At 38.0% G+C, this 16,006-nt stretch carries 5 protein-coding genes; 3 read left to right on the forward strand and 2 right to left on the reverse strand.

What is annotated here, in order from left to right:
• Nucleotides 1–48: 48 nt before the first annotated feature.
• A complete protein-coding gene (locus tag BCF58_RS08855) occupies nucleotides 49–2,121 on the reverse strand; it encodes an alpha-ketoacid dehydrogenase subunit alpha/beta (protein ID WP_121461438.1) in 2,073 nt (690 codons plus the stop codon).
• Nucleotides 2,122–2,198: 77 nt separating this feature from the next.
• Entirely contained in the window at nucleotides 2,199–4,313 is a 2,115-nt protein-coding gene (locus BCF58_RS08860; RefSeq protein WP_121461439.1) for a S8 family peptidase, read from the reverse strand.
• Nucleotides 4,314–4,582: 269 nt separating this feature from the next.
• Here BCF58_RS08860 and dnaE point away from each other — a divergent pair, with 269 nt between their 5' ends.
• The 3 genes from dnaE (at nucleotide 4,583) to BCF58_RS08875 (ending at nucleotide 15,912) form a co-directional block, all read left to right on the forward strand.
• Complete coding sequence (gene dnaE / locus BCF58_RS08865; RefSeq protein WP_121461440.1) at nucleotides 4,583–9,244, forward strand: DNA polymerase III subunit alpha; 4,662 nt, start codon at nucleotides 4,583–4,585, stop codon at nucleotides 9,242–9,244.
• 278 nt (nucleotides 9,245–9,522) lie between these two features.
• Nucleotides 9,523–12,414 (forward strand): fibronectin type III domain-containing protein, encoded by a 2,892-nt coding sequence (locus BCF58_RS08870; RefSeq protein ID WP_121461441.1) that lies wholly within the window; start codon nucleotides 9,523–9,525, stop codon nucleotides 12,412–12,414.
• A 300-nt stretch (nucleotides 12,415–12,714) separates the two neighbouring features.
• A complete protein-coding gene (locus BCF58_RS08875; protein WP_121461442.1) occupies nucleotides 12,715–15,912 on the forward strand; it encodes a T9SS type A sorting domain-containing protein in 3,198 nt (1,065 codons plus the stop codon).
• Nucleotides 15,913–16,006: the final 94 nt, after the last annotated feature.

Raw genomic sequence — 16,006 nt, forward strand, 5'->3', positions numbered from 1 at the left:
ACGAGCATAAAAAAACCTCTAAAAAATTAGAGGTTGGTATGGTTTGATCTAGTATTGTAACATTTCTTCAATCTTCGCAGCTAATTTCTCAGCGTTTGGAAGCATTTCTTTTTCTAACACCAGGTTAATCGGAACGGCAGGTAAATCCAGCGAGCCCATTGTTTCAACCGGAGCATCCAGATATCTGAAACAGTTTTTAGAAATACGGTGAGCAAAAGCTTCTGCAAAAGAGTTGTTAAGCTGTTCTTCTGTTAAGACAATACACTTTCCATGTGCTTTCACTCTTTCAAATACAAGAGCTTCATCTAGTGGAATTAATGTTCGGAGGTCAATAACTTCCACTCTTCCGTTAAAGCTTTTAACTGCTTCTTTAGCCCAATAAACACCCATTCCGTACGTTACAATAAGTAATGTTCTTCCTTTAGCTGTTTCGTCCTGATTGGCTTCGATGATTACTTTTCCTTTTCCAAAAGGTAAAACGTAATCTTCTGCAGGTTCTATGGTTTTAGCATCTTCAGTTCCTGGAACCTTACTCCAGTATAAGCCTTTATGCTCAAGCATTATTACTGGATTCGGATCGTAATAAGCGGCCTTTAATAAACCTTTGAAGTCTGCCGCATTACTTGGGTATGCTATTTTAATTCCTTTGATATTCGCTAAAATACTTTCAACACTACCACTATGGTAAGGACCACCGCCACCGTAAGCTCCGATAGGAACACGGATAATATTGCTTACCGGATATTTTCCGTTACTTAAATAGTTTGATTTTGAAATCTCGGTGATCAATTGGTTGATTCCCGGATAGATGTAATCTGCAAACTGTACTTCAACGATTGGCTTCAATCCAACTGCACTCATACCGGTAGTAGAACCAATAATATAAGCTTCCTGGATCGCCGTATTGAATACTCTTTTACTGCCGAATTTCTTTCCTAAGGTTACAGTTTCACGGAAAACACCTCCGATTCTTTCTCCAACATCCTGTCCGTAAAGTAACGCTTCAGGATGCTTCCACATCAATTCCTGAATAGCATGGATCGCAGCATCTACCATCACAATTTTTTCGCCTCCTTCCGGCTCTCGTGTTCCCGTTTCTTCAGTAATCGGAGTTGGTGCAAATATATGATCAGCAACGGTTTCAGGTTTGGGATCCGGAGCATTTTTAGCCTTTTCGAATGCTTCTTCAGCTTCCAATCTTGCTTTTTTGGTGATTTGCTTTAATAATTCTTCATCAACCCCTGTTTCAAGTAATTGATTTCTTAAAATTTCACCCGGGTCTTTTGCTCTGTGTTTCGTAAGATCTTCTTCATCTCTGTAGAATTCTCTTCTTACTCCTGAAGTATGATGTCCGATAAGAACTGTTTTAGCACAAACAACTAACGGCTTTCTTTCTGTTCTCACAAAATCTACAGCCTTTTTCATTACCTCGAAGCTTTCGGCAAAATCAGTTCCGTCCACTCTCATTCTGTTTAAACCGGTAAATCCGGCTACAAAATCATAGGCGTCACAAGTTCTTGCTTCTTCTTTCGTTACGGAAATTCCCCATTCATTATCCTGAACAAGGAATATGATCGGAAGCTGATGCAACGCAGCAAACTGTAATGCTTCACTTACTTCACCTTCTGTTACTGAATTGTCACCAAGGCTGCAAACCACAACCGGATTATTATCAAACTGTTGTAAGTTAAAATCCTGTATATATTTAATACCCTGAGCAACCCCTGTTGTAGGAATTGTTTGCATTCCTGTAGCCGAGCTCTGATGAATGATTTTAGGCATTTTCTCATCTCTGCTTGAAGGATGCGAGTAGTATGATCTACCTCCTGAAAAAGGATCGTCAGCCTTAGCTAATAACTGAAGCATCAATTGATATGGTTCGAAGCCAATTCCAAGAAGAATGCTTTCGTCTCTATAATAAGGGGAAACCCAGTCTTCTTTAGTTAATTGATATGCCGTTGCCAGCTGAATAGCTTCATGGCCTCTTGAAGTACTATGAACATATTTGCAAACATTTCTGTTTTCTTCATAAATGTCGGCCATTGCTTTGGCAAGCATCATATGGTTATAAGCCTTTAGTAAAATCTCCTGAGAAACTTTTTCGTGAAGTGTATTTTCCATAGAAAGCAAATATACATAAAAAAACAAAATACTAACAAGTGTTAGTATTTTGTTATATTTCCAAGTGTTCTAGGTAATTATTCTTTGATAACCTTTTTAGAAATCACGTCTTTATCTGTTTTCACTTCAACGATATAAATTCCTTTAGGATATGATGATAAATCCACAGATTCCTGATCACTATTGATTGCCCCGTTTTGCAATTTCTTACCCGATAAATCATAAACATTGAAAGTAGATTTTTTAGGTGCTTTCAATACTTTTACGATGTCTTTAGTAACGGTTGGGGCGATAATAATCCCATTAGCAATTTCAGATTCTTTGGTGCCTAAAACTTGCTCACTATGTCCAGTTACAATAATAGAATAGTTTTGAGGATTGTTAGATCCAACATTATCTACCAATGTTCCTTTGTTAGTGATCTCAATTCTATAATTTCTTCCGGCAACCGGAGCATCAATAACAACTTGCTCTACGTTATCAACCGTATTGTCTGCTTTGGTTGCAGGTGTATTTGGACTTGCTGCATTAAGCTTCCATGGATAATAAATCAAGTTACTAGTAGTATCAATAATTCTTAGGTCCATATCGTTGATCAATCTTGATGTTCTGTTATTATGAGCAGCTTGATAAGTAGTAGGAAGATTAGTTAATGCAGGGTCAATCCATGAAATTGTAACTTTTAACGGCTCACTTCCTGATGCTTTTACAAGCTTTTTGTTGGCAACGCCACTTGTTAAAGTTTCATTATTAAAGATTACGGTACCGTTTGATTTTCCAACCAGGATTTCTGCACCTTTCTTAGCATCTGCATATCCCCATCCGAATAATGGATCCGGACCCACATTTCCTGCTTCCTGTGCAGAGTGTACTAATAATGTTTTAGCAGAAGCGGCATTTAAAAGACTTCCTGCAAATAATTGCTTGTTGATTTGTGTCCAAAGTCCGATAATTCCTGTAATTACCGGAGCAGAGAAAGATGTTCCGCTACCATATCCATAAGTTTCACTTCCCGTAGTACTTGAAGCCGGATAGAATACATCAGTACCTGTAGTAGCGATATCTGGCTTAATACCACCATCATCTCTTGGTCCTGCGCTACTGTAGCTTGAATGTACTACATCTGAAGATGTAGTATATTTGAAATTATTAGTAGTAATTACATCTGTAGCTGCAACAACAATAATGTTCTTAGCTAAAGAACCGTTTGTAATACAATCTGCTCCATTGCTACAGTTGTTTGGAGGAAGAGTAGCCCCTGCAGGGAAAAGGGTATAACCCGAACCTGTACTGTAATAGGCTGTAGTAACGGCACTGCCAGTAGGACCATCCCCAAAATAGTTTCCAGCTGATTTTACGATGATATTTGAAGGATTCTGATATACAATGTCATCATAATTGGCATCATTATCTAAATACGCTCCTTGTAAATCATAAGCTGTACCAGATGTACCTCCTGAATAAGAGCCATTCCAATACCATGCACTTTGTGGAAGTCCATAACTAGGTCCCCATAACCATCCTCCGTTGCTTCCATATGAGTGGTTGGAAATATTAGGATTAGCTAATAATATTTTATCAAATACATCACTTGGTGAAGATTGTCCAGGTAAAGTAGTTGTAGCGAATCTGTAAGAATCAATAGTGGAGTTAATAGCAATTCCTTTGATGTTACCATTCAAACCACCACCACTTACAGCAACAGAGCGAGCACCAATAAATCCGGCTACACCAGTTGCGTGATCACTGTAACTTTGCGTAGTAGCTTCCAGGTTTGTAATTCTTCCTGTAGCATTAGCAAATGCAGTATGAGGAGCATATACTCTACCTCCATCGAATACTGTATACTTTATATTTTCACCGTTAAAGGCTCCGGATAATCCAACTATATTTCCTGCTGTGTTAAGTGCATCAGCATTTGCATTTAATCCTTGTCTGGTATCTTCAGTTGTAAAAAAGAAAGGTTTCCCATCAAAAACAAAAGCTACCCTTGTGCTTAAATCTTCTAGCTTTTCCTTTAAATCAGAATCCTTATTTAAATCAATAGTATTGTAATTACTATTTACATAGTTGTTGAAAGCCTGTTGTTTTACAGCTTTTTGTTGATCAAATCTTCTATGCAAAGCTTCATTGCTTTGCGCACTTATTAAAGTAATAGCTAATGTACTGACTAAAAGTAAATGTTTCTTCATAACACTTAGTAAATGTGGAATAAAATATTAAGAGGCAAATATATATAAAATTATTAAGGTGTATTAATTTAATAAGAAAAAGTTGATTTATTGTTGATTTATTTTTTCTAAAATAATAATTACATTGAGTTTTTGATGTTTTTAGTGATGAGGTAATAATTATTAAAAATTGAATTGTATCTACTTATTGAAGTCGGTGATAAAAATTAAATATTAGGAAAAATTGAAGTAACTTTACATTCTCTTTCTTAAAAAAGTTAGAAAATTATATGTACTTAATTTTTGACACAGAAACCACAGGGTTACCAAAAAATTTCAACGCTCCTCTTTCAGATTCGGAAAACTGGCCGAGAATGGTTCAGATCGCCTGGCAATTACACGATGATGAGGGGAATCTGATAGAAAACCAGGATTATATCATTAAGCCGGAAGGGTATGATATTCCCTTTAATGCTGCGAGAATTCACGGGATAACTACTAAGATTGCCAATGAGGAAGGACGGGATTTGCAGGAGGTTTTGGAAGAATTTTCTGAAGTTTTGGAGCGGGTAAGAGTGGTTTCTGGACATAATGTTGAATTTGATTATAATATTGTAGGTGCTGAATTTTTCAGGAAGAGTCTAAAAGATAATCTTCAGGAAAAACCAAAAGCGGATACGATGATCTTAGGAACAGATTTTTGTCAGCTTGGAGGAGGCAGAGGAGGGAGATTCAAACCTCCGAAACTTGAAGAACTTTACGAAAAATTATATGGGCATAAGTTTGATGAAGCCCACAATGCTGCCGCTGACGTAAATGCAACCGCTCAGGTGTTTTTTGAAATGATGAGGGTGGGAGTGATTCCTGCTGAAGTGTTGAAGATTTCAGAAGATCAGTTAAAATATTTCAGAACACTGTATCCTGATCCGATAAAACCTTTCAGTATTGTGATCAGAAGGCAGGTTGCGGATTTCCATAACAAGAAAAAGCAGACGGATTTCGGAAGCATTGATGAAATTGATCTTGGGAAATATTTCAACTTTGATAACCATAGTGTATTCTCAACGCTTATGGCTACATCAAGTATTTCCGACCTTATCAAAAGAGCTTCGGATGATAATTTTCCTGCCGTGGGAATGGTTGATATCGGAAATATGATGGGAGCCTTTAAATTTGTTTCTGCAGTAGAATCGGCGAATTCGGAAAGAAGTAAGAAGCATAAAGAATATCTTGCCAAGAAACAGGAAGCAGAAGAAAAAGGAGAGGTTTTTAATGAAGAAGAACCTGTTTCAGAACCATTAATTCCGGTTGTTGGCTGTGAATTCTATATCTCGGACCGATATGAGCAAAAGCAATTTACAAAAGATGACCCGGATAGAAGAACACAGGTTGTACTTCTGGCGAAAGATTTTAATGGGTATAAAAATCTGGCGAAGCTTTCAAGTATCGGATTTTTGAAAGGATTTTACTTCGGGGTTCCAAGAATCAGTCGTGAAGTTATAGCAGAATATAAAGAAGGTTTGATTGCTTTGACTTCTGGTATTAACGGAGATATTCCTGATGCAATCTTAAATACGGGAGAGCAAAAAGGTGAAGAGCTTTTCAAATGGTGGAAAGATACCTTCGCAGACGATTTCTATGTTCAGATTCAAAATCATAAGCTACCGGAAGAAGAACACTTGAATGAGGTTCTATTGTATCTGGCAGATAAATATAATGTAAAAATCCTGGCTCAGAATGAAACATTTTATACCAACAAGGATGATTCTAATATCCAGGATATTGTAAGCTGTATTAAAGATGGTGAAAAACTATCAACTCCTGTAGGAAAGGGTTTTGGTAAAAGAAGAGGATTGGCGACAGGGGAATATTACATCAAAAACAGTGAAGAAATCAAGGAAGCTTTTCTTGCTTATCCTGATGCGTTTGAAGCTTATGAAGAGTTTCTGGCTAAATTTAGTGCATATACACTGAAAAGAGATGTACTCCTTCCCAAATTCGATATTCCTGTTGAATTTATTCGCCCTGAAGATGATGTGGACGGTGGAAAACGTGGCGAAATGGCCTATTTGACCCATCTGACTTACGAAGGTGCAAGAAAAAGATATGCTGAAATTACAGATGAGATCAAAGAACGTCTTGACTTCGAATTGGATGTTATTGCTAATACAGGGTACCCGGGATACTTCCTTATTGTACAGGATTTTTGCAACGAGGCCAGAAAAATGGGAGTATGGGTTGGTCCCGGACGTGGTTCGGCTGCAGGTTCGGCTGTAGCTTATTGCATCGGTATTACCAATGTGGATCCGATTAAGTATGATCTCCTTTTTGAGAGATTCCTTAACCCGGAGAGGGTATCCATGCCCGATATTGATATTGACTTTGATGATGAAGGCCGGGACAGGATTATCAAATGGGTAATTGATAAATATGGGCAGAATCAGGTGGCTCAGATTATTACTTATTCGGTATTGGGAGGAAAGTCTGCCATCAAAGATGCAGGAAGAGTATTGGATGTTCCTATCCCTGAAACTAACAATATTGCCAAATTAGTGCCTTCGACCCCGGGAATGAATATTGCTAAGGCGCTGTCAAAATATGATAAATTAAGACCGGAAGAGCAGCTTCTTGTAGATGAAATGAGAATGGTTCTCGGCAATCCTGAAGATCCCCGTTTTGATGTGCTGGAAAGTGCTAAAAAAATGGAAGGATGTATCAGGAATACCGGAATCCATGCTTGTGGTGTCATCATTACACCGGAAGAAGTAAGTAATCTGGTCCCGGTTACTATTGCTGCAAAAGATGCGGATATTCTTGTATCGCAGTTTGATAACTCCGTAGCGGAAAGTGCGGGATTATTGAAAATGGACTTTCTGGGTCTTCGTACTTTAACGATTATCAAGGATGCTTTGAAGCTTGTAAAAGAAAGGCATGGTATTGATATAGACCCGGATAAAATTCAGCTTGATGATCCAAAAACCTATCAGTTATTTAAGGAAGGAAGAACAGTAGGGATTTTCCAGTATGAAAGTCCGGGAATGCAGAAATATATGAGGGAGCTTAAGCCTACGGTTTTTGCTGACCTTATTGCAATGAATGCTCTTTATCGTCCCGGGCCAATTAAATATATCCCGAATTTCATCAACAGGAAACACGGAATTGAAGAGATTGTTTATGATTTGCCTGAAACGGAAGAGTATTTAAAGGAAACTTACGGAATTACCGTTTATCAGGAGCAGGTAATGTTGTTATCCCAGAAATTAGCCAATTTTACAAAAGGTGAAGCGGATACCCTGAGAAAGGCCATGGGTAAAAAACAGATCGATGTTCTGAACAAAATGCACCCTAAATTCATCGAAGGAGGCCGTAAAAATAATCTCGATGAAACCCGCCTGGAAAAGATCTGGAACGACTGGAAAGCTTTCGCAGAATACGCATTTAATAAATCCCACTCAACGTGTTATGCGTTGGTTGCTTATCATACGGCTTTTTTAAAAGCAAACTATCCGGCGGAATATATGGCGAGTGTAATGAGTAATAACATCAACAATACAGCTCAGATTACGATGTTCATGGAAGATTGTAAGAGTATGGGGGTAGATGTTTTAGGACCGGATGTAAATGAATCTCAATATAAATTCTCGGTAAATGAGAAAGGGCAGATTCGTTTTGGTTTAGGTGCTATCAAGGGAATTGGAGAAGGACCAAGTGAAGCGATCACTAAAGAAAGAGAGAACGGAAGATTTAAGGATATTTATGATTTCTTTGAAAGAATTCCGTCATCCCAGGTTAACAAAAGAGTCGCGGAGAGTTTGGTGATTGCAGGGGCTTTCGATGAGCTTGATAAATATCACCGGGGACAATATTTTGATATAGACATGGCCGGGAGAACCAATCTTGAAAGGCTTTTAAGATATGGACAGAGCTTCCAAGAAAGTAAAAATGAGGTGGAAAATTCTCTTTTTGCTGATTTTGCGGAAGAAATCCAGATTGAACAGCCTAAGCTGGCTCCCTGTCCGGAATGGCCCAATATGCATAAACTTAACAAAGAAAAGGAAATTATCGGATTCTACCTTTCGGCTCACCCGTTGGATGAATTCAAATATCAATTCCAATTCATGCAGGGGCAACTTTCCAAAAAATCTGTGCTGGAAAAGGAAGAAGTGGAAAAAATAGTTGTAGATGAGGTGCCGATTCTTGAACAGGATACTCCGGAAGAAGTTGTTGATATTGTAGAGATTGTTTCCGATGAATTGCTGACCGGGGAAGAAGAGATGGTGGAAGAAACTACTAAAAAAGCGGAGCCCAAAGGGAATTTCGGATTTTTGAATCTTGATGAGGTGGATGCTTATAAAGAACAGGCATTTAGTAATAATCCCCCTGAATTATTCGAAGAAAAGAAAAAAGACTGGAAGCAGATCCAAAAGGAAAAAGAAAATGGAGGCGGAGGTAAAGAATTTACCGTTGCGGGATTAATTACCGAATACAGGGTTCAGGATGGATTCAAAAGTGGTGAAAAGGTTGCTTTCCTTACATTGGAGGATTATACGGGGTCTTATTCTTTCAGGCTGGGAGACAGAGATTATATGCGATTGAAAGAAAAGCTTGAAGTGCAGCGCTTTGTAATTTTGAAAATAAAATTCGCTCAGGTAAAAGACGGTCGTGTTTTTGTAAACGTTAATGATGTTATCGAGCTTAAAGAGGCATTTGAAAGATTTGCCAAAAGCATATCTTTGGTAATGGATGTTATGGATTTCAGAAAAGAAGATCTGGAATTTTTCAGAAATGTTCTCGAAAAAAATAAAGGCGACCAGAAATTGAAATTCTATCTGAAAAATATTGAAGATGATTCCCATATAGAGCTTCAGTCTATGAAATACTCCGTCGATCTGAATGGAGATCTGATCAAAGAAATACAATTGCTCAATAAATATGAATTTTATTTAAATTAAAAATCACGTTTTGTAGAATAATATAAATCTAAGACAGCTTTTGCTGTCTTTTTTATTTTGAATTGGAAAATTGGAGTTATTGTTTTATTGTATTGAATATCAGTTGTTTAAAAATAATTCATTAATTAATGAATTTTTAGTTATTTAATTTAATTATTGATTTTTAATTAAATAAATACTATTTAAATTATTAATTTTTTAATATATTTTAATAAATATTATTATTTATTTAATTTATTTTGTAATTTTATACTTTGAATTTCTAAATAAAACTAAGTATGAAAAAATTAAATTTACTCTTTATGCTTTTAATGGCCTTTTTGGCTTGTCAAAAGTATTCTGGGCAGTCATTCGTTGTTGCTACCTGTTCTAGCAATGTTGATAATTTTACGTATTCTGCTATGAGAAGCAGTACTACGGCCAATGATAAAAACCGGACGGCATTTATTATTCCGGCTTCTCAATTGACGAGTATTGCTAATGGGACGATAACTTCTACCTATTTTAGAAGAGCTACGGCTTCAGGAACGCTTAACGCAGATGCCAATTTTAAAATCTATTTAAAAAATACTGCTTCAGTAGACTTTGGGGCATCTTCTATCGATTGGGCTACTGAAACGGGAACGGCAACATTAGTATATGATGGAAATCCCCAAACTGCAGTAGGGAGTTCTGCCGGGTATAAACAATTTGTTCATACTACTAATTTTAATTATACTTCTGGAAGTAATCTGGCTGTTTATATAGAATATGTGCAGACGACAGCTCAGGCATCTAATATTTATTGGCAGTATGAGTATGTTGGACCTTGTATCAATACGGCCAACTCCAATACTACTAAATATGAAAATACTACCGGTGCATTTACGGGATCACTTGCGAGTACAAATTATAGAAGACCTTTCATTGCGTTTGATCTTCCTCCTACTTCGGTTCCGGCTTGTACTACAGTAACGTTCCCTGCTGCTGGAGCTACAAATGCTCCTTATTCTCCAATGTTAACATGGAATGCGGTTACGGGTTCCGCTGCAGCATCAAGCTATAAATTAAAAGTAGGGACTACTCCGGGAGGAAGTGATGTAGTGGCTAATACTAATGTAGGGAATGTAACTTCTTATGCTTTGTCTAATCTGACCGCTGGTACAACATATTATGTTACTGTTACACCTGTTAATTCACTTGGTGAAGCTACAGGTTGTACGGAAACTTCATTCACTGTAGCCGGGCCTCCTGCAAATGATAACTGTGCGGGTGCTGTTCCGTTGACTGTAAATACGGATATGAATTGTGGAGTGACAACTGCAGGAAATACATTAGGAGCAACTAATTCAGGAATTACAATGGTTTCACCATGCAGTACAACAGCGGTTGGTGATGATGATGTCTGGTATTCATTTGTAGCAACCTCCACATCTCATGTGGTATCATTGTCTAATGTTGTTTCTACTGGACCTACAAGTACTACAGATGCTTATTTTCAGGTACTGAGCGGGGCCTGTGGCTCTCAAACCAGTGTATTGTGTTCGGACCCGAATGCTGCTATAGTAACCGGATTAACGGTGGGGCAAACATATTATGTAAGAGTATTTACTGTGGGTGAATCGAATGCGGGTGGCAGAAATATCAGCTTTAACATCTGTATAGGAACACCGCCACCGCCGCCGGCAAATGATGATTGTGCAAGTGCTGTTGCTTTGACGGTGAGTTCAGGATCGCTATGTACAAATGCAGTAGCCGGGACAACATTGTCTGCTACGGACTCTGGTGTTGCTGTTGCTCCATGTACAGGAACTGCTGATGATGATGTCTGGTATTCATTTGTGGCTACCTCTGCAACTCATGTTGTTGCCTTAACGAATGTGGTGTCTGTGGGAACAACTTCTTCCACATCGCTTTACCTTCAGGTGTTAAGTGGTGCCTGTGGATCATCAGCGAGTGTAGCTTGTGATACATCTTATGCTACTCCGACCCAGCTTACAGGTTTGACGGTAGGAAATACGTATTATGTAAGGGTTTATAATTCTAATGGTTTGGGTTATGCCAATTCATTTAATATTTGTGTTACAACACCGGTGGCTCCGTCAAACGATGAGTGTGCCAATGCCGTGCCTTTAACGGTGAGTTCAACTTCGACTTGTGGTGGTGCAACTGCAGGGACTACGGCTTCGGCTACTAACTCAGGGCTTGCTGTGTCTCCATGTACGGGAACGGCTGATGATGATGTCTGGTATTCATTTGTTGCATCGGCGACAATCCATGCTATTGCATTATCGAATATAATTTCTACAGGAACTACATCATCTACAAGTTTATATACTCAGGTATTTAGTGGGGCATGTGGAGCGTTGACAAGTGTTGTTTGTGGTACGACTCATTTTACACCTGTTACAGGGCTTACTCCTGGTCAGACTTATTATGTGAGAGTATATAATAGTAATGGTGCTGGCTACAGTAATAGTTTTAATATTTGCGTAATTACGCCAGCTTTACCTCCGGCAAATGATATTTGCTCAGGAGCTGTGGCTTTAACGGTGGGGAATAATTTCAATAGTAATCCTATTACGACAAGTAATGATGGTGCAACAACAGATGGGACAACTACTTGTCAGGCCAGTAGAGGGGAGAATGTATGGTATTCTGTAGTGGTACCGGCTAGCGGTACTCTTACCATTGAGACTCAGGGTGTTGCCGGTTCTGGTCTTCTGGATACTGTACTTTCTGTTCATGGAGGAACATGCGGGGCATTAACAAGTGTAGCATGTGATGATGATAGTGGAATAGATAATTACTCATTATTGTCACTAACGGGGCAAACACCGGGTGCTACTTTGTATATAAGTGTATGGAGATATACGGCAGCGGCAGGTGGAAGTTTTCCGGGACAATTTAAGCTTTCTGCGTATGATGCTTCTGTGTTGGCTACCAATGAGGCGGCTATAGTAAAAGACAAGTTAAAAGTGTATCCGAATCCGTTTAAAGATGTTTTATATATATCTGATATTTCTGGCGTAAAATCAGTTTCTGTAGTGGATATGACAGGACGAATAATGAAAACGATTGATAAGCCTGGATCTATACTTTATTTGGGAGAGTTGAAATCAGGCATGTATATAGTTCTTCTTACGATGAAAGATGGTTCGAGACAAACTATTAAAGTTATTAAGCAATAGATCCGATAGTAATTAAAAATATGAATTAAGATAGCAGCTGTATTAGCTGCTATTTTTTTATGTTAAATGCTGTAAAATGATTTCAGTATAATGTTTTTGTTTATATGTTATAATATTGATTTTCAGATTGTTATTTTATTTTCATTATTATGTGAATAATTTATAAAATTAAATGATTGTTTAGTTTTTGATTTATAAAATGTTGTTTTTGGTGTAAGATTTTTAAAAAAATACAATAGTTTATGATTTTTGTTGAAAATATTTATACATTTACCACCCTAATTTTTAATTTTACTAAGCATGAAAAAGTTATATCTACTCTTTCTACTTTTGATGAGTTTGTTGACTTATCAATCGTATTTAGGACAAAGTTTCACACTTGCTACTTGTTCTACTGGTCTTTCTACAAATACCTACGGGCCAATGAATAGTGTTACAACGGCTGATAGCAAAAACAGAACGGCTTTTATTATTCCTGCTTCACAATTGCTTGCGATTGCTGACGGAACGATCACTTCTACTTATTTTAGAAGAATTGCTACTTCAGGGTCATTACCTGCTGGAACAACTTTTAAAATTTATCTAAAGAATACTGCTGCTTTAGATTTCGGGTCTGGTTCCCCGGATTGGGCTACGGAAATTAGCACCGCTACATTGGTCTATAATTCGGATCCTGCCGTTGCTGTAGGAAGTACTGCTGGATATAAACAGTTTGCTCATACTGCGGGATTTGTGTATACCGGTGGAAGTAATCTTGCGGTCTATGTAGAATATGTACAGACAACGCCTCCAACAACAGCAATTACTTGGGATTATGAATACGGATCACCTTGTGTAACTCCTACAACAGGTACTAATACAACAAAATATGTACTTACTACTGGTGCATTTGGTCCAACACTTACCAGTTCGAATGGTAGAAGACCGGTGGTTGGTTTTGATGTAACTATGCCACCGGCAACTGCTGCGCCAGCTTGTACAACTGTTAGTGCTCCGGCAAATGCTGCTACAAATGTTTCGTTAACACCTACAATTACCTGGTCTGGGGTTTATGGAACAAACGGTGCTTCTAGTTATTTAATTAATCTGGGAACTACGCCAGGTGGAACAGATGTATTAAACGCATACAATGCAGGGAATACAACTTCTTATGCAATTCCTTCAGGGACATTATCATATAATACCAATTATTATTTAAAAGTAATTCCTACAAATAATATAGGTCCTGCGACAGGTTGTAATGAAACATCTTTTACTACTTTACCACTTCCTTGTCCTTCTGTTTCTCAACCTGCAAATAATGCGACTGGTACGTCTCTTAAGCCTACTATTATTTGGTCTTCAATCGGAGGTGCAACTGGCTATAGATTGTCTGTGGGGACTACAAGCGGAGGAACTGATATTTTAAATAATATAGATGTAGGAAATGTTTTGAATTATACTTTTACTTCTAACTTAAATCCTTCTACACAATATTTTTACACAGTTACGGCTTATCAAGGAGGCAGTGTTTCCAGTGGTTGTACGGTAAGAAATTTTACTACAGGTACTGCTGTTGCTCCGGCAAATGATGATTGCGCAAATGCTGTGGCTTTAACAGTGAATCCCACTTTAACATGTACCACAACGACACCTGGGAATACGTTGGGGGCAACATTATCTATGGCTGCCACTCCTTGTTCTGGTACCCCAAATGATGATGTTTGGTATAGCTTTGTAGCAACTTCAACTTCACATTTGGTTTCATTAACAGATGTGGTATCAACAGGTGTTTCTAGTGTAACAGATATGTATTTTCAGGTTTTATCGGGAGCTTGTGGAGCTTTGACAAGTATTCTGTGTTCAGATGATGATGTAAATATAGTTACAGGTCTTACTCCTGGTGTCACTTATTATGTAAGAGTTTACACATATAGTTCAGCGGCTAATGCTAGTGCTAGCTTTAATATTTGTATCAGTACACAGCCAGCTCCGCCTGCAAATGACAACTGTGTAGATGCTGTAACTTTGACGGTAAATCCTGATATGAACTGTGGTACTGTAACTGCAGGAACTACTTCAGGAGCGACAAGTTCAGGTGTTGCGCTTGGGTCATGTTCGGGAACGGCAGATGATGATGTATGGTATAAATTTACGGCTACAGCTACAAGTCATTCAATACAGTTGAAAAATGTTGTTTCAGTAGGAACGTCATCCTCTACATCATTATATGTTCAGGTATTTAGTGGTGCATGTGGAACTTTAACAAGTACAAGCTGTATAACCTCGAATACAAACTATACACTTTTGAGTGGTTTGACAATTGGAGGAACTTATTATGTGAGAGTATATAACAGTAACTCTAATGCAGGAGCAACTTTATATGCGAATACTTTTGACGTTTGCGTGGGAACCTTGCCTCCGCCACCGGCAAATAATGAATGTGCTAATGCTGTATCTCTTGCAGTGAGCAGTTCAAATACATTTACTAGCTTAGTAAACGGTTCTACTTTAAGCGCAACTCAAAGTACAGCTACAGCACCTACTTGTAGTGCTACGGGAATAAATGATGATGTTTGGTATTCATTTACTGCAACATCTGCAACGCATCTTGTGCATGTTTTATACAGTGATAATGCTACTACAACGCAAGTATATTCAGGAACATGTGGTAGTTTGACTGCGGTTACTTGTTTTGCAGGTGGTTTGGGGAACTCAAATGTATTGTTGCAAAATCTTAATGTAGGAGAAACATATTATGTTAGAGTATTCTCAACGTCAAGTACGGCAGCTACGGCCTCGAATTTCCAGATTGCTGTAACTACTCCTTCGGCAGTTAGCAATGATACGTGCGCTACTGCAGCTGCGATAGCTTGTAATGGTTCGGTTCAGGGCTCTAATGCCTTAGCTACTGATGATACGTTGCCGACTTCTACTTGTGGAGGAACAGGAACCACTGCTACTTATAAAGGAGTTTGGTATACAGTAACAGCTACAGAGAATGGGCCTATTACAATTGATGCATGTGGCACACAATATGACGCATACTTAAGAGTTTATACTGGAGATTGTACTACACTTACTTGCTTTGCTAATACTTCCGGTACAGGATACGCTGATGCTGGTTGTACAAGTAATATTTATAACGCTCCTAAATTAACATTTACAGGAGTTACGGGTACTACTTATTATGTACTGTTAACAGGTTATGCTGCTACTAGGATCGGTAATTATAGTATTTCAGTTACACAAGGCTGTTCAAGTCTAGGAACTAATGAAATTAAGGATAAAGAAGATAGAATTAATGCTTATCCGAATCCTTTTGCAGATGTGTTGAATATCTCTGATGTTTCTAATGTGAAATCAGTCTCTGTAATGGATGTTGCAGGAAGATTGGTAAAAACTATTGATACTCCTTCTTCGTCTCTTCATTTGGGAGAATTGAAATCAGGATTGTATTTAGTGGTTTTGAATATGAAGGATGGTTCAAGACAGACGATTAAAGCAATTAAAAAATAAAACTCATATTTTGATTTAATGATAGATGGCGGCTAAATTTTAGCCGCCATTTTTATGGATATACAATGGCAAATAAAATAAGAAATAAAATCTG

Origin of the sequence: Chryseobacterium defluvii (genome assembly GCF_003634775.1) — a bacterium.
GTDB classification, from domain to species: Bacteria; Bacteroidota; Bacteroidia; order Flavobacteriales; family Weeksellaceae; genus Chryseobacterium; species Chryseobacterium defluvii.